Raw genomic sequence first — 21,524 nt, 5'->3', positions numbered from 1 at the left:
AGATTTCTGACAGCCCCCCTATGGTGCGCCTGTTTCGACCGTTGCGGTTCATCCGGCGCGCAGCATCGGTGTCGGGAAGTTTCCTGCAGGATCTGGCGGACCGTCAGTCCTTGTGCACGTGACCGTGCTCCCCGTGGCCCGGGTCGTCGTGGCCATGGTCGTGCCCATGCTCGCCGTGTGCCAGCCGGCTCACCAGCGTGACCAGCACGATGCCCGCGGCCAGCCACAGGATCTGCGCGGCGGTCTGGCGCGCCGGCAGGCGCTTTTGCAGTTGCGGAATCAGGTCGGCCAGCGCCACGTAGACAAAGCTACTACCAGCCAGCACCAGGAAGTACGGCAGCCAGCTGTGCAGTTGATCGACCAGCCACCAGCCCGCGATGCCGCCTAGTGCGGTCATGGTGCCGGCGAGCGATACCTTCACCAGCGCCGCGCGCTGGTTGGCCGAGCTCTGGCGCAGCACGACGAGGTCGCCGATGTGATGCGGAACTTCGTGCGCCAGCACCGCGATGGCGGCGACCAGGCCCAGGCGCAGGTCGGCGGTGAAGGCCGAGGCGATCAGGATGCCGTCGCCAAAGCAGTGCACGCTGTCCCCGGTGAGCACGGCCCAGCCGCCGGTGCGGGGCCCGTGGTCGTGCGCATGAGCGTGCGAGTGCTCGTGGCCATGTTCGTGCCCGTCGTGCCCGTCGTGCCCGACCTTCTCCTCGCCATGGTGATGCTCGTGCCCGTGGTGCCACAGCTCGGCCTTGTCGAGCAGGAAGAAAAACACCAGCCCAAACAGCAGCACGGCGAACAGCAGCGCCGGCTCGATGCGGCTTTCGAAGGCTTCGGGCAGCAGGTGCATGAACGCGGTGGCCAGCAGCGCGCCCGCCGCCAGGCTCAGCAGGTGCTGCGGGTTCACGCCGCCCGACCCGCTGCGCACACCCACCTTCAACAACAGGGCCGCGAGCCAGACGCTCCCGATACCGGCAACCAGGGTCGCCGCGATGATGACTATCAAATTCATAGCTGGGCTTGCGCAAGAAGAGCGGCCGTCAGGGCCGCATACCGTTCATAAAAAGAGAAAGGCCGTCACGCGGACGGCCTTCGGCGGGGTGGCTACAAGGCGCCGTCTTCAGGCGACGCCATTGGCTTTGAACCAGGCTGTGGCGCGTTGCCAGCCGTCTTCCGCCGCGCTCTTGACATAGCTGGGGCGGTAGTCGGCATGGAATGCGTGGCCTGCTTCGGGATACACGACGAAGCTCGACGCTTTGGCCGCCGGGGTTCCGGTGGCCAGAGCTGCTTTCATCTTATCAACCGTGTCAAGAGGGATGCCTTGGTCTTTTCCGCCGTACAGGCCGAGCACCGGCGCCTGCAGGCCGGCGGCAACGTCGATCGGGTGCTTCGGCGTCAGTCCGCTGGCCTGCCCGACCAGCCGGCCGTACCAGGCCACGCCCGCCTTGACCTTGCCGGTGGCGGCATAGAGCCAGACGATGCGCCCGCCCCAGCAGAAGCCGGTGATGCCGGCCTTGCCGGTGTCGCCGCCGTTGGCCTTGGCATAGGCCAGCGCGCCGTCGAGGTCGGCCATGACCTGCGCGTCGGGCACCTTGCTGACGACGTCGGCCTGCAGCTTCGGAATGTCGGTGTAGCCGCGCGGGTCGCCCTGGCGCGCATACAGCTCGGGGGCGATGGCCAGGTAGCCGAGCTGGGCGAAGCGGCGGCAGGTGTCGGCGATGTACTCGTGCACGCCGAAGATTTCCTGGATCACCAGGACCACCGGCAGGCCGGTCTTGCCTTCGGGCGCGGCCGCGTAGCCGGGAACCTCGAAACCGTTGACGGTGTACTTGATGGGGCCGGCCTTCAGGCCTTCGGCCGTGGTGTTGATGGCGGTCTGTGCCATCACCGGCAACACGGCGGCCGCGTAGCCCACGCCAATGGCGGCCTTGAGCGCGGTGCGGCGCGTGGCACCCTGGCCGGTGCTCTCGCCGGGGCGAAGCGAGTCGAAGTCGGAACGGCTGTCGTCGAGGGACATGGGAAGGGCTCCAGTTGAATCGTCGAACAATGGGGCGTGGCGCCACGGAAAACGCACGCCGCAATGTAGGCGAAATCGGCCCTGCCCCTCCAAGCCCGGAAATTCAGTGGGGTTGGTGCGACGCGTACGCCCGGCGCGCCAGCGCAGCGGCCAGCACCTGCGCGGGATCGACAAGGTCCAACCCGGCCACGGCCGCAGAGCCTTGCAGCCCCAGCGGCACCTCGGTGCAGCCCATGATGATGGTGACGGGGCCGTGGCGTTCGGCGAGCCGCAGCGCCACCTCGGAGAAGCATTGCTCGGCGAGCGGCATGTTGCCGGCCTTCACGCCGTCGAAGATGCCCCGCATGATGGTCCGGCGCTCCTCGGGCAGCGGCACGTGGCAGCCCAGGCCCGCTTCGGCCAGCGCCTGTTCATAGAGCCGCACGCGGTAGGTGCCTTCGGTGGCCATCAGCGCCACGCCGGCCGCGCCCTGCTCGGCCACGTGGCGCGCCGTCTCGCGCGCCATGTGCAGCAATTCGACCTGCGGAAAGCGCTCCTGCAGGTTGGCGTGCCAGGCATGCGCGGTGTTGCATGCAATGGCGACGGCCCTGCTGCCAAGCGCGGCCAGGCGGCCCAGCGCCTGCAGCATCGGTTCGAGCGGCTGATGCGCGCCCTGCTCGGCCGAAGCCAGCGCGTCGGTGCGGTCGGGCACCGGCACCTGCGCGAGCCAGTGCTCGGGAAAGGACTGGTCGCGCACCGGTTCGCCGCGCGCACGCATCTGCTGCGCGCAGGCCTGCACGAAGAGCCGCACGAAGTCGGCACCCGCCGCGGGGCCCATGCCCCCCAAGATGCCTACAACGTTCGTCGAAGCCATGATCTTTCTCTTTTTCAGGAATACCGCGGAACCGGCTTTGCCGGGCCGCTGGTATTGCCCCCGGTAGGGGGAAGGCGTGCGCGACACGAAGTGCGCGCAGCCTGGGGGCGAGCTCAAGTAGCGGGTTTGTCGCTCATTGCCTTGAGGTTTTCCTTGAGCTGATCGCTCATCGGCAGGTTCAGCGGCACGTTCTTCGGCGGGATCGGCTGCATGAACCACTTGGTGTAGAGCTTCTCGAACTCGCCGCTCTTCATCATGCCGGCGAAGGTGTCGTCCACCAGCTTCTTGAAGGCCGGGTCGTCCTTGGGCAGCATGCAGGCATAGGGCTCGACCTGCAGCGACTCTCCCACCACCTCGAAGTCGGCCGGCGTCTTCGCGTTGGCGATCAGGCCGAACAGCAGGATGTCGTCCATGGCGAAGGCCACGGCGCGGTCGCTCTCCACCAGCAGGAACGCATCGGCGTGATCCTTGCCGAGCACGATGTCCATGCCCAGGTTCTTCTCGGTGTTGTACTTGCGCATGACCAGCGCGTTGGTGGTGCCGGTGGTGCTCGCCACGGTCTTCTTCGCGAGGTCGGCGTAGTCCTTGATCTTTGAAGATTTCTTCACCAGCAGGCGCGTGCCGGTATAGAAGTGGTTGATGGCGAAGGCCACGTCCTTGCCGCGTGCGCTGTTGTTGGTGGTGGAGCCGCACTCCAGGTCGACGGTGCCGTTGGTGATCAGCGGAATGCGGTTCTGCGAGGTGACCGCCATCAGCGCGACCTGCAGGTTCGGCTTGTTCAGCTTCTTCTTCACCGCTTCGACCACGGCGTTGGAGAGTTCCACCGAGAACCCGATCGGCTTGTTGGGGCCATCGAGATAGCTGAAGGGCACCGACGACTCGCGGTAGGCGAGCGTGATCTTGCCGGACTCGGCGATCTTGGCGAGCGTGTCGGCGGCCTGTGCGCCCGTGGCGGTGAAAAGCACCGCGGCGGCCATCGAAGCCATCAGGACGGAAAGTTTCATTCGTGCCCTCATTCGGTTGGATTGAACAGGCGGCCAGTGTAGGAAGGAGTGACGCAAAACGACAATTCCAATAGAAATCCGACCCATGCCCAAAGGTTATGGGCGAGGCTTCTTTTGGCATTTCCGGCCGGGGCCGCGTCCTCCTACAGTCTTGGCTCTGATCTCAACCTCCGGAAAGTTGCCTCCATGCATGTGTGTGTGCTCGGTGCCGGCATCGTGGGCCTGGCCACCGCCTGGCAGCTCGAACGCCAGGGCCATCAGGTCACCGTGATCGACCGTGCCGGCCCCGGCGCGGGTGCAAGCGGCGGCAATGGCGCGCAGCTCAGCTATTCGTACGTGCAGCCGCTGGCCGATCCGTCAATCTGGAAGCAGTTGCCCAAGCTGCTGTTGTCGCCCACCTCGCCGCTCAAGCTGCGGCCGCAGCTCGATCCGCTGCAGTGGCGCTGGGGCATGGCCTTTCTTGCCGCCTGCAACGCGCAGACTTCGCGCGACACGACGGCCAGGCTGCTGGCGCTGGCCGCATCGAGCCGCACCGGGTTCGAGGCGATGCAGGCCGACATCGCGCCCGACTGCGATTTCTCGGCTACTGGGAAACTGGTGCTGTATGGCAACTCGGCGTCGCTCGAGGGTGCGCGCGCGCAGCTCGAATTGCAGCGCGCCATGGGCAGCGAACAGCGGTTAGTGACGCCCGACGAATGCATCGCCATCGAGCCCGCGCTCGCCGGCTACCGTGGCCAGATGGCGGGCGCCGTCTACACGCCGAGCGAATGTGCGGCCGACTGCCTCAAGGTGTGCGCCGAACTGATGCGCGCACTGAGTGCGCGCGGCGTGCGCTTCATGCTCGGCGCCGACGTGAATGGTTTTGCGCGCAGCGAAGACCGCATCGCCGCGGCACGAACCAGCAACGGCGACGTGGAAGCCGATGCTTTCGTGATGGCGCTGGGCTCGGCCTCGCACAAGCTCGGCCGCGCACTGGGCGCCTACCTGCCGGTGTATCCGCTCAAGGGCTACAGCATCACGGTCGACGTCGATCCTGCGCCCGGCGCCGCGCCGCATGTGAACGTGACCGACAGCGCGCGCAAGGTGGTGTTCGCGCGCATCGGCTCGCGCCTGCGCGTGGCGGGCATGGCCGAACTCGTGGGGCACGACGCGAGCATTCCGGCCACGCGCATCGAGACGCTGGCGGCCGCGACGCGCGCTCTCTTCCCGCATGCGAGCCGGCTGGAAGAACTGCATCCGTGGACCGGCATGCGGCCCGCCACGCCGATGGGGCTGCCGATCATCGGGCGGCTGCCGGGCGCACCGTCGAACATGCTGTTCAACACGGGCCACGGCGCGCTGGGGTTCACGCTGGCGTTCGGCTCGGCGCTGCAGATCGCACAGGACTTGCAGGCCTGAGCTAGGGCCTGTTCACACTATGCAAGGGGTCACGTTGCATAGTGTGAACAGGCCCTATATGTTTTCCTGAATCGCCTGCTGCATGCAGCGGGTGATGCCGCGCACCGCCACCGAATCGGGCCGTGCCGCGAAGCGCAGCGCACGGATCGGCACCGGAATGTGCGGCTCCAGCGTCAGCACGTCGACCTTCTCGCGGTCCGCCGAGCGCGCCGTGCAGCCATCGACCAGCGCCACGCCGATGCCGTGGTGCGCCATGGCCAGCGCCGCGTGATAGGTCTGCACCGTGACCACCGCCTGCTGGAAGCCCACGCCCGCCTGCCGGCAGGCCTGGCTCAGGCTCGTGCCGACGGGGTCGCGGCTGTCGAGGCCGATCACCGGCCGGTTGACGAGGTCGTGCAACGCCACCGAACCGTTGCGCACCAGCGCGCGCGGCAGCATGCCCTTGGGCGCGATGCAGACCATGCGGCTGTCCGCCAGCGTCTCCTGCGTGAGCGAGGGGTGCACCGCGGGGCTGAACGCAAAGCCCACGTCGGCCTCCTGCAGCAGCAGCGCCGACATGATCTGCGGCGAGTGCAGCGACTCGACGGTGATCGCATAGCCCGGATGCTTTTCGCGAAACGCCTTGAGCGCGCGCGGCAGGATGTCGTAGCTCAGCGCCAGCACGCTGAGGATGCGCAGCTCGCCCGTGTCGCCCGCGGTGCGCAGGTTGGCGGCCAGCCGCTGCACCTCGTCGAGCTGCGCGAACAGGCGCTCGATGTGCGGGTACAGCGTGAGTGCCTCGGTGGTCGGCGTGAGCCGGCCCTTGGCGCGCTGGAACAGCGGAAAGCCCAGTTGCAGCTCGGCATGCTGCAGTGTGCGGCTCACCGCCGGCTGCGTGATGTTGATGAGCCGCGCCGCCGCGCTCACGCTGCCCGTGAGCATGATCGCGTTGAAGACCTCGATGTGACGCAGGCGCATGATGAATCAGCGGCTCGATGACTTCTTCGCGGAACACCGTGGAACCGGCTTCGCCGGGCCACCGGTGTTGCCCCCGGTAGGGGGTTGGCGAAGCGACACGAAGTGCGCGAAGACGGGGGGCGAGTTCATTTCGCGCGCGCGATGTCCATCACCATGCGCGTGCCGAGGTAGAGGCGCGGCTCGATCGAATCGATCAGCACGTATTCGGCATCGGCCGAGTGCGCGCCGAAGCCCTGCAGGCCGAAGCGCTCGATGACGGGCGCCTTGGTCTTCAGCGCCGCAAAGGCCGCGTCGGTGCCGCCGCCAGCGGCCTTGTCGTCGGCGCCCAGCGGCCGGCCAAGCTCGTCCTTGTAGATCTGCTGCGCATGGCGGGCCAGGGCGCGCGAAGCGTCGGTGGCTTCGAGCGGCGGACGGCGGCGCTCGAACTTCATCTCGACCTTGGCCTCGGGAATGAGCTGCTTCTTCACGCGCTCGTTCACCTGCTGCTCGATGCGGTCGTAGTCGCTGACCTTCAGCACGCGCACGTCGGCGGCCGCGGTGGCGCCGGCCGGAATCACATTGCGGTTGCTGCCCGACTTGGAGATGGTCCAGTTCATCTTCAGGCCCGTGGCCGGGTCGGACAGGTCGCGCATCTGCAGGATCTGGTGCGACAGCTCGTACAGTGCGTTCACGCCCAGCTCGGGTGCCGAGCCCGCGTGCGAGGCCTTGCCCGTGACGTGCAGCGTGACCGAGGCGATGCCCGCCGTGGCGAGCGAAAGCTTGTCTTCCTTCACGTAGGCGCCCTCGAAGGACAGCACCGCATCGTGCTCACCGCCCATGCGCGTGATGAGCGAGCGCGCGCCGGGCGAACTGATTTCCTCGTCGCCGTTGATCAGCACGGTGAGCGTGCCGTACTCCTTGAATTTCATCGCCTGCAGCATCGACACGATGTGCGTGATGACCGCCACGCCCTGCTTGTCGTCGGCAATGCCCAGGCCGTAGGCCTTGTCGCCTTCGATGCGGAACGGCTGCTTGTCGAGCATGCCCACGGTGTAGACCGTGTCCATGTGCGCGATCAGCAGGATCTTCTTCTTGCCCGTGCCCTTGAAGGTGGCGCGCACCACGCGGCCGATCTTCTCGGGCGTGTCTTCCATGCGGTAGGCCTCGGCGCTCGGATCGATCAGTTCGACCTCGCCGCCCAGCGCCTTGAACTTCGCGGCAACGAGGTTGGAGATCTTTTCGAGCCCGTCGAGGTCGCGACTGCCCGATTCGATGGAGACCAGCTCCTTCAACGTGTCGAGCAGCGCGGGCTTTTCCTTGGCGGCAAGCGATGCGACGCCGGCATCCGGTGCGGCAAAGGCCGTGCCGAAGCAGGCGGCACAGACGACGGCGAGCAGGATCCTGCGGTGTGGAAATTCGATCATGTGCGTGCGTTCTTCCCGGGTGGTTGTTTCGTCTTCTTCAATGCGCCTTGTCCCAGTTGGGACCGACCCCGATCTCGGCCAGCAGCGGCACCTTCAGCGCGGCCACGCCGGCCATGAGGCGCGGGATCTCGGTGCGCACCCATTCGATCTCCGCCTCGGGCACTTCGAACACCAGTTCGTCGTGCACCTGCATGATCATCCGGGTGCCGCGCTTTTCTTCGTCAAGCACGTTCTGTACCTTCACCATGCTGAGCTTGATGAGGTCGGCCGCCGTGCCCTGCATCGGCGCGTTGATGGCCGCGCGCTCGGCGCCGCCACGGCGCGGGCCGTTGGGCGAATTGATCTCGGGCAGGTACAGGCGGCGGCCGAACACGGTCTCCACATAGCCCTGCTCCTTGGCAAGCGCCTTGGTCTCGTCCATGTAGGCCTTCACCCCCGGGTAGCGCGCGAAGTAGCGCTCTATGTACGAAGCCGCGGCCTTGGTTTCGATGCCGAGGTTGCGCGCGAGGCCGAAGCTGCTCATGCCGTAGATCAGCCCGAAGTTGATGACCTTGGCATAGCGGCGCTGCTCGCTCGACACCTGGTCTGGCGTGGAGCCGAACACCTCCGCAGCCGTGGCGCGGTGCACGTCGATGCCTTCGGTGAAGGCGCGCAGCAACGACTCGTCGCCACTGATGTGGGCCATGATGCGCAGCTCGATCTGCGAGTAGTCGGCGCTCGCGATCACGCTGCCCGCCGGCGCCACGAAGGCCTCGCGCACGCGGCGGCCTTCGGGCGTGCGGATCGGGATGTTCTGCAGGTTCGGATCGTTGCTGCTCAAGCGCCCCGTGACGGCCACGGCCTGCGCATAGTGTGTGTGCACGCGGCCGGTGCGCGGGTTGGCGAGCTGGCCGAGCTTGTCGGTGTAGGTGCCCTTGAGTTTCGACAGGCCGCGGTGTTCGAGGATCTTGGCCGGCAGCGGATAGTCCTCGGCCAGTTTCTCGAGCACCTCTTCGTCGGTGCTGGGTGCGCCGCTCGGCGTCTTCTTGACCACGGGCAGGCCGAGCTTGGTGAAGAAGATCTCGCCGATCTGCTTGGGCGAACCGAGGTTGAAGGGCTGGCCGGCGATGTCGTAAGCCTCCTGCTCGAGCGCCATGATGCGCGTGCCGAGTTCGTGGCTCTGCGCGGCGAGCGTGGGTGCGTCGATCAGCACGCCGTTGCGCTCGACGCGGTAGAGCGCCTCGCTCGAATCCATTTCGAGCTGGTAGACGAAGCGCAGCTTTTCGTTCTTCTCCAGCTGGGGCCACAGCGTGTTGTGCACGTCGAGCGTCTGGTCGCTGTCCTCGCACGAATACTCGGCGGCCTTGGCAATGTCGACCTGGCTGAACGGGATCTGGTGCGCGCCCTTGCCGCACAGGTCTTCGTACGAGATGCCGCTGCGGCCGAGGTGGCGCTCGGCCAGGCTCGACAGGCCATGCGGCCGGTGCACTTCGAGTACGTAGCTCTGCAGCATGGTGTCGTGCGCGTAGCCCTGCACCTCGATGCCGTGGTTGGCGAGCACGTGGCGGTCGTACTTGATGTGCTGGCCGAGCTTCTTCTTGGCGCCGTTCTCGAGCCAGGGCTTGAGCCTGGCGAGCACTTCGTCGATCGGCAACTGCTCGGGCGCATCGGGGTAGTTGTGGGTCAGCGGGATGTAGGCCGCTTCGCCAGGCGTGACGCTGAAGCTCACGCCGACGATCTGCGCGACCATCTCGTCGAGCGAGGTGGTTTCGGTGTCGATGGCCGCGAGTTCGGCGGCCTCGAGCTTGGCGAGCCAGGCGTCGAACTGCGCCCAGGTCGTGATCGTGTCGTACTTGAGGTTGCTCGCGGGGGAAGCGGCCTCCAGCGCTTCGAGCCCGGAGGGCTCGTCGAACAGGCCGCCCTGATCGCTATCGGCCCTGGAGGCGGCCTTCTTCTTGAGGCTCTCCTCGATCAGCTCGGGCGGAACTTCCTGCGCTTCGAGCGCCTTGACCAGGCTCTTGAAGCCGAACTTCTCGTAGAAGGGCTTGAGCTCAGCGGTCTGCGGCGCGCCGACGGGCAGGCCGTCCAGCGACGGCAGGCCGACAACGTGGCCATCGAGATCGCAGTCCGTGCGGATGGTGACGAGGCGCTTGCTCATCGGCAGCTTGTCGAGGGCCTTGCGCAAGTTTTCACCGGCCGCGCCCTTGACCTCGGCGGACCGTTCGATCAGCGCATCGAGCGAGCCGTATTCGAGCAGCCATTTGGCTGCCGTCTTGGGGCCGACCTTCTCGACACCGGGCACGTTGTCGACCGAATCGCCGACCAGCGTCTGGTAGTCGACCATCAGGTTCGGCGGCACGCCGAACTCCGCCGTCACGCCCGCCACGTCGCGCTTCTTGCCGTTCATCGTGTCGATGATGGTGATGTGCTCGTCGACCAGCTGGCTCAGGTCCTTGTCGCCGCTGGACACGATCACCTCGACACCCTGCGCGGCGGCGATCTTGGCGAGCGTGCCGATGACGTCATCGGCCTCCACGTCGGGCACGCTGAGCACGGGCCAGCCGAGCAGCTTCACCACTTCATGGATGGGGTCGATCTGGCTGCGCAGGTCGTCGGGCATCGGCGAGCGGTTGGCCTTGTACTCGGGGTACCAGTCGTCGCGGAAGGTCTTGCCGGGCGCATCGAAGATGCAGGCTGCGTAGTCCGCGCGCACCTCGCGGCGCAGCGCGGTCATCATGTTGATCATTCCCCGGATGGCGCCGGTCGCCGGGCTCTTGGAGTCGCCGGGCACGGCCCGCAGATCGGGCATTGCGTGGAAGGCGCGGTAGAGATAGCTCGAGCCATCGACGAGCAGCAGCGTTTTCTTGTCGGTCATCGGGCCATTTTGCCGTGCCCGGTACGGCGCTCAGAACCACGACGACGTCAGGTGGCAACCGACGCCTCGAAACCGGGGGCGCGCCTACAATCGATGCATGCCTAGCTCCACACTCCTGGTCGCCCGCCGCATCCTGCTGGCGCTGGCTTTCGCAGCCCCCTTTGCCGCCGTGCAGGCGCAGCAGCCCGCGTCTGCCCCCGCGGCGGCTCCGGCCGATTCGCTACAAAATCAGGAGCAGGCCAAAGCCGAAGGCCGACGCAACCAGAAGGTCGAGAACCTCCACACCGAGGACAGCGGCGCGTCGGTCGACGAAGTCCGCTACGGTGGCCGTACGCAAAGCATCAACGTCAAGCCCAAGTCGAACGTGCCGGGCTATGAAGTGCTGCCCGCCGACGCCGCCACGGGGCGCCAGGGCTCGTCCGAAACGGGCGCCAACGGCCCCCGCGTATGGAACGTGATGAAGTTCTGACCGTGCTGCGCTCTTCCCTTTCCGTTTTCGAACCCGCAATCCGACGCTGAGTACCGTCATGGCAGTTTTCACCGAAGTCGGTTTCGGCGAGGCAGACGCGCTCGTCCAACGCCTGGGCCTGGGCCGGCTGCGCGAACTCCGTGGCATCGAAGGCGGCATCGAGAACACCAACTACTTCGCGACCACCGAGTCCGGCGAGTTCGTGCTGACGCTGTTCGAACGCCTGAGCGCCGAGCAGCTCCCTTACTACCTTTGCCTGATGCAGCACCTGGCCGTCGCCGGCCTGCCGGTGCCTGCGCCCGTGGCGGCGGCAGAGCCAGTCGCCGCCGAGAAGCCCAGGAAAAGCCAGCCTCCCGTGCCCGCCGAAGCCTCATGCGACCTGCTGCACATCGTGGCCGGCAAGCCTGCGGCGGTGGTGCAGAAGCTCTCGGGCCGCAGCGAACTGGCCCCCGGCGCGGCGCATTGCGCCGAACTGGGTGCAATGGTGGCGCGCATGCACCTCGCGGGGCGCGACTACCCCCGTATCCAGCCGAACCTGCGCGGTCTGCCCTGGTGGAACGAAACGGTGCCGGTGGTGCTGCCGTACATCGAAGAGCCGCAGGCTGCCCTGCTGCGCGCCGAACTGGCGTACCAGAACCACATCGCCGAATCGTCGGCCTATGCGGCCCTGCCGCGCGGCCCGGTGCATGCCGACATGTTCCGCGACAACGTGATGTTCGCGACCGATGGCGACGCTGGTGCCGCGCCGCGCCTGACCGGCGTGTTCGACTTCTACTTCGCCGGCACCGACACCTGGCTGTTCGACCTGGCCGTGTGCCTGAACGACTGGGCCATCGACCTGCCGACTGGCCGCCACGATGCCGAACGCGCCGATGCGCTGCTCTCGGCCTATGAAACCGTGCGAACGCTGAACGCCGCCGAACGTGCCCTGCTGCCCGCAATGCTGCGCGCCGCGGCGCTGCGCTTCTGGATTTCCCGGCTCTGGGACTTCCATCTGCCGCGCGAGGCGAGCATGCTCAAGCCCCATGACCCCGCGCACTTCGAACGCGTTCTGCGCGATCGCGCCACCTATCCGCATGCCATGGCACAGGCCTTCGAGCCGCTGCTGGCTGCCTGATCCACACACATGAAACTCAACCTCGTGCCGGCGCGAACCGGCGTCGAATGGGTCCGCCTCGGGCTCCGGAATTTCTGGCGGCAGCCGCTGGCCTTCGTCTCGCTGTTTCTTCTGTTCATGGCGGTGATTTCCAGCGTGTCGCAGCTGCCGCTGGTCGGCAGGTTCCTTCCGCTCATGCTGCTGCCGTTTTCAACGCTCGCCTTCATGGTCGCAGCGTCGGTGGCCGATTCCGCGTCCGGCAACGGCAACGCCACGGGCGACGTGAAAAAACCGACCGGTGCGCTCATGTTTCTGGCGGTGGCGCGCGCCATGCGGGCTGAGTGGCGTTCGCTGGTGGTGCTCGGCCTGATTTCCGCGGTGTATTTCTTCCTGACGGTGCTCGCGACGGCCGTTGTCGATGGCGGCCAGTTCCTGCGCAGCTACTTCCTCGGCGAAGCGCCTGCGAAGGAAGTGCTGGAAAGCAGCCGCTTCCAGGTGGCCAATATGCTTCAGCTGTGCCTCACGCTGCCGCTGGTCGCGGCGATGTGGCATGCCCCCGCGCTGGTTCACTGGCACCAGGTGGCGCCGGTGAAGAGCATCTTCTTCAGCCTGGTGGCGATGTTCCGGAATTTCAGCGCCTACGCGCTGTTCTGGCTCGTGTGGTGCGGTGTGGTCCTGATCAGCCTTGCCTGCGTGGCGCTGATCGCCACCGTCGTGATCGGGGTGGGCTCTCTGGGCTCGGATGCCGGCGCAATGGCCGTCGGCAACGTGTTGATGGTCGGCACGCTGCTGGCGCTCGCCGCCATGGCACAGGCGTCGAACTGGTTCACCTTCCGCGACACCTTCAGGGCCGACTGAGCGCCGCAAGCGGCCGCTGCACCCTTGGCGGCCGGGTCAGATCGGCGTGAGCTTGGCCACCGACAGCGCCAGCCACTTCACGCCATGCCGCGCGAACTTGACCTGCGCACGCGCATCGTCACCCGTGCCTTCGAGCGCGGTCACCGTGCCTTCGCCGAACTTGTTGTGGAACACCTGCATGCCTGAACGCAGGCCGTGCGACGGCGCGGTCTTCTGCGGCGGCACGGGTGGGCTGGCGAAAGTTTCCTTGTCGCGGCTGTTGCCGCCGCCGCCATAACCACCGCCGTAGCCGCCACCACCGCCGCGCGTGCTCGCGTAGCCGCCGCCATAGCCGAAGGCCGACGGCGTGAAGCCTTGGTTCTTGGGCGTGAGCCACTTGAGCGCACCCTCGGGCAGCTCGTCGAAGAAGCGGCTCTTGACGTTGTAGCGGGTCTGGCCATGCAGCATGCGCGTCTGCGAATGGCTCAGGTACAGGCGCTTGCGGGCACGCGTGATCGCCACGTACATCAGGCGGCGCTCTTCCTCGAGGCTCTCGAAGTCGCTCATCGAGTTCTCGTGCGGGAACAGGCCCTCTTCCATGCCGGTGATGAACACGCAGTCGAACTCCAGGCCCTTGGCGGCATGCACCGTCATCAGTTGCACCGCGTCCTGCCCGGCCTGCGCCTGGTTGTCGCCCGATTCGAGCGCGGCGTGCGTAAGGAAGGCGGCCAGCGGGCTCAGGGTTTCGCCGGTTTCGGCGTCGGGCGCGAGCGGCTCGTCGATCACCGGGCGGGTCAGGTCGATGCCCTGGCTCGCGGGCGACTGGCGCAGCTCGTCGACCGGCAGCGCCACGGCGTCGCGGCCGAAGCCTTCCTGCGTGACGAAGCTCTCGGCCGCGTTCACGAGTTCTTCCAGATTCTCGATGCGGTCGGCGCCTTCGCGGTCGGCCTTGTAGTGCTCGACGAGGCCGCTGTGGTCGAGCACCAGCTCGATGATCTCGCGCAGGCTCACGCCCTGGGTCTGCTCGCGCAGCACGTCGATCTTGGCGACGAAGCCCGTGAGGTTCGCGCCGGCCTTGCCGCCGACCACGCTCACGGCATCGTGCAGCGAACGGCCGGCCGCGCGCGCCGCGTCCTGCAGCGTTTCGAGCGTGCGCGCGCCGATGCCGCGCGGCGGAAAGTTGACGACGCGCAGGAAGCTGGTGTCGTCGTCCTTGTTCTCGAGCAGGCGCAGGTAGGCCAGCGCATGCTTGATTTCGGCGCGCTCGAAGAAGCGCAGGCCGCCGTACACGCGGTAAGGCACCGATGCATTGAAGAGCGCCGTTTCGATCACCCGGCTTTGCGCATTGCTGCGGTAGAGCACGGCCATCTCTTTCCGGTCGAAGCCATCGCGCACGAGCTGGCGCATTTCCTCGACCATCCACTGGGCCTCGGCGAGGTCGGTGGGCGATTCGTACACGCGCACCGGCTCGCCGGGGCCTTGGTCGGTGCGCAGGTTCTTGCCGAGGCGCTTCTTGTTGTGGCTGATGAGTTCGTTGGCCGAGTCGAGGATGTTGCTGTAGCTGCGGTAGTTCTGCTCCAGCTTGATCTGATGCGTGACGTTGAACTCGCGCACGAAGTCGGTCATGTTGCCCACGCGCGCACCGCGGAAGGCGTAGATGCTCTGGTCGTCGTCGCCCACGGCGATCACGCTGTTGCGGCCCGGCTCGAACTGGCCCGCGGCGGTATTGCCCGCGAGCATCTTGATCCACGCGTACTGCAGGCGGTTGGTGTCCTGGAACTCGTCGATCAGGATGTGGCGGAAGCGCCGCTGGTAGTGCTCGCGCACCGGGTCGTTGTCGCGCAGCAGCTCGTAGCTGCGCAGCATGAGCTCGCCGAAGTCGACCACGCCTTCGCGCTGGCATTGCTCTTCATAGAGGCGATAGAGCTCGACCTTCTTGCGGTCGTCGTCGCTGCGGACTTCGACGGCGTCGGGGCGCAGGCCGTCTTCCTTGGCGCCGGCGATGAACCATTGCGTCTGCTTGGCCGGGAAGCGCTCGTCGTCGACATTGAACTGTTTCATCAGGCGCTTGATGGCCGAGAGTTGGTCCTGCGTGTCGAGGATCTGGAAAGTCGACGGCAGGTTGGCCAGCTTCCAGTGCGCGCGCAGCAGGCGGTTGCACAGGCCGTGGAAAGTGCCTATCCACATGCCGCGCACATTGACGGGCAGCATCGCCGTCAGGCGCGTCATCATTTCCTTGGCGGCCTTGTTGGTGAAGGTCACGGCGAGGATGCCGCCGGCGGAGACCTGCCCCGTCTGCAGCAGCCAGGCGATGCGGGTGGTGAGCACGCGCGTCTTGCCGGAGCCGGCGCCGGCCAGGATCAGCGCGTTGCCCTCGGGCAGCGTGACCGCGGCGAGTTGCTCCGCGTTCAGGTTCTGGAGCAGCGGCAGCGCTGGAGGGTGGGCGTCAGCCGCAGGATCGTGAAACAACATCCTGCGATTGTAGAAACCACTGCGTATGCGGGTTATATGAAGAATCGGAAGACCTGCCTTTGCGAGGCCGCGTAAAATCAATCACCGGGCCCAAGATTCTTGCGCCCGGTTTTTTGTGCCCGGCTTTTCTTCAAAAGACGCCGCAAAAGCCGGCCGGACCAAGCGCTCTTTCGTTCTTCTCAACGATTCCTTTCAGGAGCCTGGTCATGCAAATCTTCGACTACGACAACATTCTTCTGCTCCCGCGCAAGTGCCGCGTGGAGAGCCGCTCCGAGTGCGACACCAGCGTGACGCTGGGCGAGCGCAGCTTCCGCCTGCCGGTGGTGCCCGCCAACATGAAGACGGTGGTCGACGAATCGATCTGCCTGTGGCTGGCGCAGAACGGCTACTTCTACGTGATGCACCGCTTCGACCTCGACAACGTGAAGTTCGTCAAGGAGATGCAGGGCAAGGGCGTGTTCGCCTCCATCTCGCTCGGCGTGAAGAAGCCCGACTACGACACCGTCGACCAGATGGTGGCGCAGGGCCTGGTGCCCGAGTACGTCACGATCGACATCGCGCACGGCCACGCCGACAGCGTGAAGAACATGATCGGCTACCTCAAGCAAAAGCTGCCGAAGACCTTCGTGATTGCCGGCAACGTCGGCACGCCCGAAGCGGTGATCGACCTGGAGAACTGGGGCGCCGACGCGACCAAGGTCGGCATCGGCCCGGGCAAGGTCTGCATCACCAAGCTCAAGACCGGCTTCGGCACGGGCGGCTGGCAGCTGTCGGCGCTCAAGTGGTGCGCGCGCGTGGCGACCAAGCCGATCATTGCGGACGGCGGCATCCGCGACCACGGCGACATCGCCAAGAGCGTGCGCTTCGGCGCGTCGATGGTGATGATCGGCTCGCTGTTCGCGGGGCACGAGGAGTCGCCCGGCAAGACAGTCGAGGTCGATGGCGCGCTGTTCAAGGAGTACTACGGCTCCGCCAGCGACTTCAACAAGGGCGAGTACAAGCACGTCGAGGGCAAGCGCATCCTCGAACCCATCAAGGGCAAGCTGGCCGACACGCTGGTCGAGATGGAGCAGGACGTGCAGAGCTCGATCAGCTACGCGGGCGGGCGCACGCTGATGGACATCCGCAAGGTCAACTACGTCACCCTGGGTGGAGACAACGCGGGCGAACATCTGTTGATGTAAGCCCGGGCTCTGCCGGTCAGGCCTCGAGCAGCTGTACCGCGTGCCGGTGCAGCGCGTGAGCCGGATCGGCGAGCGCATCCACCACGCCGAAGTGGTCGAGCCCTGGAAGCACCTCGCACACCGGCACGGTGTTGCGCCCCCACGCCTCGCGGATCATCGCGTTGTGGCGGATGAACTCCTCGCTCTCCTCGCCGCCTGCAACTGCGTAGAGCTGCCCGCGTTTCGGTGCGGGCCACAGGGCGGGGCTGGCGCGCAGGGCGTCCGCGTCGGTCAGCTTCAGTGTGTTTTCAAGGAACGGCGTGCGCTGCAGCGGGCGAAGGTCATAGAGGCCCGAGATCGACAGCGCATTGCGCACGAGCTGCGCAGGCAGGTCGGAGGCGACCGCTTTCCAGTCGCAGGCCAGCAGCGCCGCCGCCATGTGCCCACCCGCCGAATGGCCAGCGACGGTGATCCGCGAGGGATTGCCGCCATGGGCCGCGACGTGGCGCCATGTCCACTCGAGCGCACGCACCATCTGCAGCAGGATGCCTGGCACCGTGACGGGCCGCCGCGGCGTGCCGGGACACAGCGCGTAGTTCGGCTGGACCACGCAGATGCCGCGGTCATTGAACGCGGGCGCTATGAAGGAATGGTCTTTCTTGTCCATGGCGCGCCAGTAGCCGCCGTGGATGAAGACCAGCACAGGGGCGTCGGGCACGGGCGCCGGAAAGATGTCGAGCGTTTCGTTCACGCCCTGGCCATATGGCACGTCGATCCGCGCGGGCAAGGCCTCGCGCACCGCGGCGGATTCGCGTGCCCAGCGCTCGAAGTAGGCGGGGTGGTCCTTGACCCGTGCGAGGTTGTTGTACATGCCCTCCAGCAAGGCGGGATCGAACGGGGCCATGCGCTTTTTCTCCGTGTTTTGCGAGGCGCGCATCTTGGCACGCCAGCGTGCGCCGAGACGGAGTTTTGGTTAAAATTGACCTGTGTTGGGGGGGTAGCTCAGCTGGGAGAGCGCCGCGTTCGCAATGCGGAGGTCGTGAGTTCGATCCTCATCCTCTCCACCAACCGACACAGAAAAGGCCTTGGCATCTGCCAGGGCCTTTTCTCTTTCAAGCTCAGGCATCCAGCGTCAGATGCTGTCCATGCAGCGCCACGGCCGCGGGCGACGCGAGGAAGCCAATGGTTTGCGCCGCGACCGAGGTAGACACCCAGTCGGCCGGATTCGCATCGGGCATCGCCTGCCGGTTGGCTGGCGTGTCGAGCACGCTCGGAGCCACGCTGTTGATGTTGACGCCGTGCGGTGACGCCTCGGCTGCCATGGCTTCCACCAGGCGCTGCAGCGCACTCTTCGAAGCGATGTAAGCGGCCATGGCCGGTATGCCGCGTGCCGCTACCTTCGCCGTCACGGCGATGACGCTGCCGGCGCGGCGCGCGATCATCGAGGGCAGCACCGCCTGCGTCACGGCAACGAACGACCATGCGTTGAGATTCATCATCCGGTCCCAGCTTGCGCGCGTGAGCGCGTGCGTCGCCTCGCCCATTTCGAATCCGCCTGCGATGTGGACCAGCGTGTCGAGGCGGCCGAAGGACTTGAGCGCCTGCTCCGCAAGGGCAGCCATCTCGGAGGTGGAAGTCACGTCGCCCGCCAGCAAGAGATGCTGCGAGTTGTCCAGGCCCGGAAAGACTTCCGCAAGACGGCCCGCATGGTGGTCGACCAGCGCCAGGCGCGCGCCCTGGCCGATGAAATGCTGAGCCACGGCGCGGCCCAGTGCGCCTGCGGCGCCGGTGATCAAGACATTGGGCGTGGTGTTCGCATCGCTCATCGAAGTTCTCCTGGTTGAAGGGCCGCGCCCCTCGGGCGTGGCGAATCCTAACGCTGCGGCCTACAAAAATTGTGGCCATGCAGAAATTCTGGGATATACTCGTGGTCTTGCCAGAAAACACCAAACGTTTTCAAAGCAAGGGCTCTTAGCTCAGTTGGTAGAGCAGCGGACTCTTAATCCGTAGGTCGAGTGTTCGAGTCACTCAGGGCCCACCACCAACACCAAAAATAGCGCGTTCTTCGCGCTATTTTTTTGTCAAGGCCTCCTCACGGTCCACGCGAGGGGGCTTTTTCTTTGGCTCGCCGGCTCCAAGAAGCAGTTTCCTGCCGCGCGATCCAGGCGTCGACGCAGCGTTCAAGCAGATCGCGCCGCTCGCCAACTTCGGCGACCAGATACTGGCGCGCGTGCACCTGTGCCAGTTCGCTCGACAGGAACCACTGCTCGCGCGCAAGGCCCCCCTGCGCCGGCGGCGCACCCCAGGCCCCGGCTCCGAGAAAAGCCTCGGTGACGGGCAGTCGCCCGTCAGTCCTGCCGAGATCCGACAACACGTCGCGCGCGCCGCCGAGGACGATGCGCACCTGCACCACCTCCTCGTCCGCCTCGATCAGAGCGCCGAGGCCGCCCGACTGATGCACGGACCAGAGCTGCGTTGCAGAAGCATTGCGAGCCCAGCTCTCAAGTGCACGCGTCAAACCTTCGAGAATGATTTCTTTGCTCATACGGGAATATTTCACGATTTCTCCTTCCATATACAACCCGTGCTGGCCCCAACCTGCCAAAGGCCGCCGTCCGGCATGGCATCTTGTACCTGCTGTCACGCATCACAACAACAAAGACGCAGGGATCTCAAACTTCGAAGCCATAAAGCTCGTTCGACCCGCTCAGGCGGGTATTTTTTTGCCCAACCCCATCCGACGCCAGCTGCGATGTCCACAGGCCACAGAATGCGAACTGGCCGGGACTCCGCTTTCGCGCGTAAGCTATATTTCCCCCATGGAAAAGGCGTCCGACATAGGCAAACCCACCGTCCCCATCGACCTGATCGGGCCGGACCACTGGCCCCGCTCAAAACGCGGCTCGGGCCGTGCCGCCAGGGTGATCCTCGCCGTCGTGGGTGGACTGGCAGCCGCGGTCCTTGTCGCCTATCGCCTCTTCGGCATGGGGCGCTGACCACCGCCCCCCACGAACGAAGGCACGCTGTCCGGAAGGCGGCGGGCTTTTTTCATGGGCACAGGCGAGGATCACGGCCCAGCCTTCACTGAAGCCGCGAGCCCTTGGGCAGCCGCTTCGCCAGCCATTCGTGCACGTCCGCACGGATGTTGCGGCCTTCGAGCAGGAAGTGGCGGTCGCGGCGCAGCAGTTTGCTCTTGGTGACGCTCGGAATCATGTCGAAGAGGTTGATCTTCGACGCCCCGCGCAGCGCAACGATCGGCGCCACGTTGAAGCCACCGCGCAGCGTGGCGAGCGGCAGGCCGCCGTCTCCATGCGACCGAGCCGGTCGCGTAGTGCAACACCGCCTGCTCCAGCGAAATCCAGGCTTGCGGCGTGCCCTGAATATCGAGTTGCAGGAGGTGAGGATGCATGTCTCGCCTCCTTTTGCGGCAATGGTTGTGATGAGGTCGAATGAAACGAAGTGGGGTGCACGAACGGGATCGAACCGTCGTCAGCGGGACCACAACCCGCGGCTCTGCCATTGAGCTACGCGCACCATGAAAAACAAGGAACAGGCGGCCGGCCTACCATTCGCCGACTGCGCGAACGCGTTGGTCAGGGTCGAGTCCCTCCGGCAGCGGCTCGCGCCCCGCGGAGTCCGCCGCGCATTCGCCTGTGCGACGCGCGTCGACGGCAATGCCGAAACTGCGGGCCAAGGCCATCACCATGCGGCTGCGTGGCTGTGCCGGACGTACGGTGATCATCCGGATCGGGGTGTTGCGCTTGCGCATGGTGGCTCCTTGGTTGGCGTGACAGCTCGAACAAAAAAATGGCCCCACGTGCACGACTCGAACGTGCAACCCCTTGCTTCGTAGGCAAGTGCTCTGATCCATTGAGCTAACGCGGGTCGAAAACAAAAAAGTGTCCGGTTACGGGTTCCGGCGCCGCCCAATCTTTGCGGCCGGTTTCCGCGGGAGGGCCATCTGCATGGCCCGGTCCCGCTCGGGTTCGGTTTGGTTCAAAAAAAACGGTGGCCCGCTTTCCATTTCGGTTGTGTCCTCACGCGACGGACAGCGCGCTGGGCGCTGTCCCGTACGACGTCGCTGCACAGGAGTGATCGGTTCCTGCACATCCCGCCAGACCGTCTACGCGGTGGGCTCTGGCGGTGTGGTGAAGGCACACCCGAAATGGCAAACAAGCACGACAGACAAGAAACAAAAAGGCCCGGAACCTTGCGGTTTCCGGGCCTCTGCATGAGAGAGATTGGAAGGTGTGCGCCTATGCGCAACCTCCACCCGGTAGCACCTGATCCTCGACTTTTCCGACGCGCAGGCTGGCTGCGGCTTTCGTGGAATACACGTGGTTCTGGAGCTGATTCGGTCGGACCGACGGCATGCTGTCGAAACCACCGCACGACCAGACACGCACGAGCGATCGACCCGAGGCGGGTCGAATGCTGGTGAGGTTCAAGGCAGTGTTCACGATGGTTCCTGAGTCAAAAAAATTGCCGCTGTCGGCTGTAAGGGGTTGGAAAAAAGGGACGGCCTGGGCCGCGAATGAAGGCAACTGTAAATAGTGTTTACGACGGCGTCAACAACCGGGACAATCTTTTCTCGTCTTGTTGTTGTTTTTGAACAGTGCCCAATATCACCGTCGCGCGCCGCCGCAATGCCCTTGCGTTGCACCGCCGCTTTCTCGAAGAGGCCGTCGCCGCGGGCCTGCCAGCCAAGGGGCTGGACCAGGCGTTTGCGAAGAAGGTCGAAATCTCTCCGAGCATGTGGAGCCAGATCAAGAGCTCGCGGCCCATCGGCGACAACCTGGCACGGCAGATCGAACGGCATTGCAACGTCGAGCCCGGCTGGCTCGACGAAGAAGACCGCCCCAGCGAAGTACCCGACGCAGCGGAAGAGCGCTTCATTGCGACCGCGCGAAACGCATGGCGCACCGCCAATGCCAAGGGAAAGAAGGAGCTCGGCGGCTGGCTGAAGAAGCGCGCGCAGGACGCGGCGGGCAGCGAGCCCGCCCCCTAGGA

At 65.8% G+C, this 21,524-nt stretch carries 20 protein-coding genes and 4 tRNA genes; 9 read left to right on the top strand and 15 right to left on the bottom strand.

The window, feature by feature from the left end:
• Positions 1 to 103: 103 nt before the first annotated feature.
• From ASC92_RS03375 to ASC92_RS03360, 4 genes are all read right to left on the bottom strand, one after another.
• Positions 104 to 1,003: a ZIP family metal transporter gene (locus ASC92_RS03375; RefSeq protein ID WP_056510283.1), complete on the bottom strand. Its 900-nt coding sequence runs from the start codon at positions 1,001 to 1,003 to the stop codon at positions 104 to 106.
• A gap of 108 nt (positions 1,004 to 1,111) precedes the next feature.
• A complete protein-coding gene (locus tag ASC92_RS03370; protein ID WP_056510282.1) occupies positions 1,112 to 2,008 on the bottom strand; it encodes a dienelactone hydrolase family protein in 897 nt (298 codons plus the stop codon).
• Between the two features lie 103 nt (positions 2,009 to 2,111).
• Positions 2,112 to 2,861, bottom strand: coding sequence for an aspartate/glutamate racemase family protein (locus ASC92_RS03365; RefSeq protein ID WP_056510280.1), 750 nt, complete (start codon positions 2,859 to 2,861; stop codon positions 2,112 to 2,114).
• 113 nt (positions 2,862 to 2,974) lie between these two features.
• Positions 2,975 to 3,865 carry a transporter substrate-binding domain-containing protein gene (locus ASC92_RS03360; protein ID WP_056510278.1) on the bottom strand — a complete coding sequence of 297 codons (891 nt, stop codon included), beginning with the start codon at positions 3,863 to 3,865 and terminating at the stop codon, positions 2,975 to 2,977.
• 186 nt (positions 3,866 to 4,051) lie between these two features.
• Between ASC92_RS03360 and ASC92_RS03355 the strand changes: the two genes are divergently transcribed.
• On the top strand, positions 4,052 to 5,263 hold the full coding sequence (locus tag ASC92_RS03355; protein ID WP_056510277.1) for a D-amino acid dehydrogenase: 1,212 nt from the start codon (positions 4,052 to 4,054) through the stop codon (positions 5,261 to 5,263).
• A 54-nt stretch (positions 5,264 to 5,317) separates the two neighbouring features.
• Here the strand turns inward: ASC92_RS03355 and ASC92_RS03350 are convergent, their stop codons facing one another.
• From ASC92_RS03350 to polA, 3 genes are all read right to left on the bottom strand, one after another.
• The gene (locus ASC92_RS03350) at positions 5,318 to 6,220 is read right to left on the bottom strand and encodes a LysR family transcriptional regulator (protein WP_056510276.1); all 903 of its coding nucleotides are present in this window, start codon (positions 6,218 to 6,220) and stop codon (positions 5,318 to 5,320) included.
• Positions 6,221 to 6,345: 125 nt separating this feature from the next.
• Positions 6,346 to 7,623 (bottom strand): M20/M25/M40 family metallo-hydrolase, encoded by a 1,278-nt coding sequence (locus ASC92_RS03345; protein ID WP_414820390.1) that lies wholly within the window; start codon positions 7,621 to 7,623, stop codon positions 6,346 to 6,348.
• 37 nt (positions 7,624 to 7,660) lie between these two features.
• Positions 7,661 to 10,477 carry a DNA polymerase I gene (gene polA / locus ASC92_RS03340; RefSeq protein WP_056510273.1) on the bottom strand — a complete coding sequence of 939 codons (2,817 nt, stop codon included), beginning with the start codon at positions 10,475 to 10,477 and terminating at the stop codon, positions 7,661 to 7,663.
• A 97-nt stretch (positions 10,478 to 10,574) separates the two neighbouring features.
• Here polA and ASC92_RS03335 point away from each other — a divergent pair, with 97 nt between their 5' ends.
• Genes ASC92_RS03335 through ASC92_RS03325 form a run of 3 tightly spaced genes read left to right on the top strand, consistent with a single transcriptional unit; the run spans position 10,575 to position 12,900 of the window.
• Positions 10,575 to 10,946, top strand: a complete 372-nt coding sequence (locus ASC92_RS03335; RefSeq protein ID WP_056510272.1) for a hypothetical protein — start codon at positions 10,575 to 10,577, stop codon at positions 10,944 to 10,946.
• Positions 10,947 to 11,004: 58 nt separating this feature from the next.
• A complete protein-coding gene (locus ASC92_RS03330; RefSeq protein ID WP_056510270.1) occupies positions 11,005 to 12,063 on the top strand; it encodes a homoserine kinase in 1,059 nt (352 codons plus the stop codon).
• Positions 12,064 to 12,072: 9 nt separating this feature from the next.
• Complete coding sequence (locus ASC92_RS03325; RefSeq protein ID WP_056510268.1) at positions 12,073 to 12,900, top strand: BPSS1780 family membrane protein; 828 nt, start codon at positions 12,073 to 12,075, stop codon at positions 12,898 to 12,900.
• Between the two features lie 36 nt (positions 12,901 to 12,936).
• Here ASC92_RS03325 and ASC92_RS03320 read toward each other — a convergent pair whose 3' ends face one another.
• Positions 12,937 to 15,351 (bottom strand): UvrD-helicase domain-containing protein, encoded by a 2,415-nt coding sequence (locus ASC92_RS03320; RefSeq protein ID WP_056510266.1) that lies wholly within the window; start codon positions 15,349 to 15,351, stop codon positions 12,937 to 12,939.
• Between the two features lie 206 nt (positions 15,352 to 15,557).
• Between ASC92_RS03320 and ASC92_RS03315 the strand changes: the two genes are divergently transcribed.
• A complete protein-coding gene (locus ASC92_RS03315) occupies positions 15,558 to 16,535 on the top strand; it encodes a GMP reductase (protein WP_056510263.1) in 978 nt (325 codons plus the stop codon).
• 16 nt (positions 16,536 to 16,551) lie between these two features.
• Here ASC92_RS03315 and ASC92_RS03310 read toward each other — a convergent pair whose 3' ends face one another.
• Positions 16,552 to 17,418: an alpha/beta hydrolase gene (locus ASC92_RS03310; RefSeq protein ID WP_056511817.1), complete on the bottom strand. Its 867-nt coding sequence runs from the start codon at positions 17,416 to 17,418 to the stop codon at positions 16,552 to 16,554.
• An 87-nt stretch (positions 17,419 to 17,505) separates the two neighbouring features.
• Here ASC92_RS03310 and ASC92_RS03305 point away from each other — a divergent pair.
• Positions 17,506 to 17,581, top strand: a tRNA-Ala gene (locus tag ASC92_RS03305).
• A gap of 51 nt (positions 17,582 to 17,632) precedes the next feature.
• On the opposite strand, the gene ASC92_RS03300 is transcribed toward ASC92_RS03305, so the two are convergent.
• Positions 17,633 to 18,340: an SDR family NAD(P)-dependent oxidoreductase gene (locus ASC92_RS03300; RefSeq protein WP_056510262.1), complete on the bottom strand. Its 708-nt coding sequence runs from the start codon at positions 18,338 to 18,340 to the stop codon at positions 17,633 to 17,635.
• A gap of 139 nt (positions 18,341 to 18,479) precedes the next feature.
• Here ASC92_RS03300 and ASC92_RS03295 point away from each other — a divergent pair.
• Positions 18,480 to 18,555: transfer RNA gene (locus tag ASC92_RS03295), tRNA-Lys, on the top strand.
• 51 nt (positions 18,556 to 18,606) lie between these two features.
• On the opposite strand, the gene ASC92_RS03290 is transcribed toward ASC92_RS03295, so the two are convergent.
• Entirely contained in the window at positions 18,607 to 19,059 is a 453-nt protein-coding gene (locus tag ASC92_RS03290; RefSeq protein ID WP_056510259.1) for a hypothetical protein, read from the bottom strand.
• Here ASC92_RS03290 and ASC92_RS28875 point away from each other — a divergent pair.
• Complete coding sequence (locus tag ASC92_RS28875; protein WP_162245696.1) at positions 19,043 to 19,510, top strand: hypothetical protein; 468 nt, start codon at positions 19,043 to 19,045, stop codon at positions 19,508 to 19,510. The two genes, ASC92_RS03290 and ASC92_RS28875, sit on opposite strands and share 17 nt — an antisense overlap.
• A gap of 85 nt (positions 19,511 to 19,595) precedes the next feature.
• Here the strand turns inward: ASC92_RS28875 and ASC92_RS29185 are convergent, their stop codons facing one another.
• From ASC92_RS29185 to ASC92_RS03270, 4 genes are all read right to left on the bottom strand, one after another.
• Positions 19,596 to 19,778 (bottom strand): hypothetical protein, encoded by a 183-nt coding sequence (locus ASC92_RS29185; RefSeq protein WP_235505651.1) that lies wholly within the window; start codon positions 19,776 to 19,778, stop codon positions 19,596 to 19,598.
• Between the two features lie 196 nt (positions 19,779 to 19,974).
• A tRNA-His gene (locus tag ASC92_RS03280) sits at positions 19,975 to 20,048 on the bottom strand.
• Between the two features lie 28 nt (positions 20,049 to 20,076).
• Positions 20,077 to 20,283, bottom strand: a complete 207-nt coding sequence (locus ASC92_RS03275; protein ID WP_056510258.1) for a hypothetical protein — start codon at positions 20,281 to 20,283, stop codon at positions 20,077 to 20,079.
• 39 nt (positions 20,284 to 20,322) lie between these two features.
• Positions 20,323 to 20,399 (bottom strand) — tRNA-Arg (locus ASC92_RS03270).
• A 730-nt stretch (positions 20,400 to 21,129) separates the two neighbouring features.
• On the opposite strand from ASC92_RS03270, the gene ASC92_RS03265 reads away from it, so the two are divergent.
• On the top strand, positions 21,130 to 21,522 hold the full coding sequence (locus ASC92_RS03265; RefSeq protein WP_056510256.1) for a hypothetical protein: 393 nt from the start codon (positions 21,130 to 21,132) through the stop codon (positions 21,520 to 21,522).
• Positions 21,523 to 21,524: the final 2 nt, after the last annotated feature.

This window comes from Variovorax sp. Root411 (genome assembly GCF_001425205.1).
Lineage (GTDB): Bacteria > Pseudomonadota > Gammaproteobacteria > Burkholderiales > Burkholderiaceae_C > Variovorax.
The sequence above is the reverse complement of the archived record's forward strand: the minus strand, read 5'-3'. Positions and strand labels throughout refer to the sequence as shown.